Source organism: Paraburkholderia sp. SIMBA_027, assembly GCF_046535315.1.
Taxonomy (GTDB): Bacteria; Pseudomonadota; Gammaproteobacteria; order Burkholderiales; family Burkholderiaceae; genus Paraburkholderia; species Paraburkholderia tropica.
The window spans coordinates 1-256 of the sequence record NZ_JAWRWY010001066.1; the positions used below are offsets into that span (position 1 = coordinate 1).

The 256-nt window shown below is 60.9% G+C and carries 1 pseudogene; it reads left to right on the top strand.

Annotation, left to right across the window (positions count from 1 at the left end):
* A pseudogene (locus SB764_RS42380) lies at positions 1-256 on the top strand (hypothetical protein); the annotation flags it as partial.

Here is a 256-nt window from a genome sequence, read left to right on the forward strand (position 1 = left end):
GTCATTCCGCAGCAGTTCGGCCTGCGCTTCTGGCATCAGACGCTGTCGCGTGCCGATGTCTGGGATGCGCTGACGCTGAGCCTGCGGCTGACGGCAACCGTCACCATCCTTTCGGCGATCATCTGCCTTCCGGCGGCCTATGCCTTTGCGCGGATGAAATTTCCGGGCCGCAACATCCTCTTCCTGTCCTTCCTCGCATCGCATGCCTTTCCGAAATTTGGCCTGCTGGTGGCGATCGCCGGCATCTTCCTGCAAT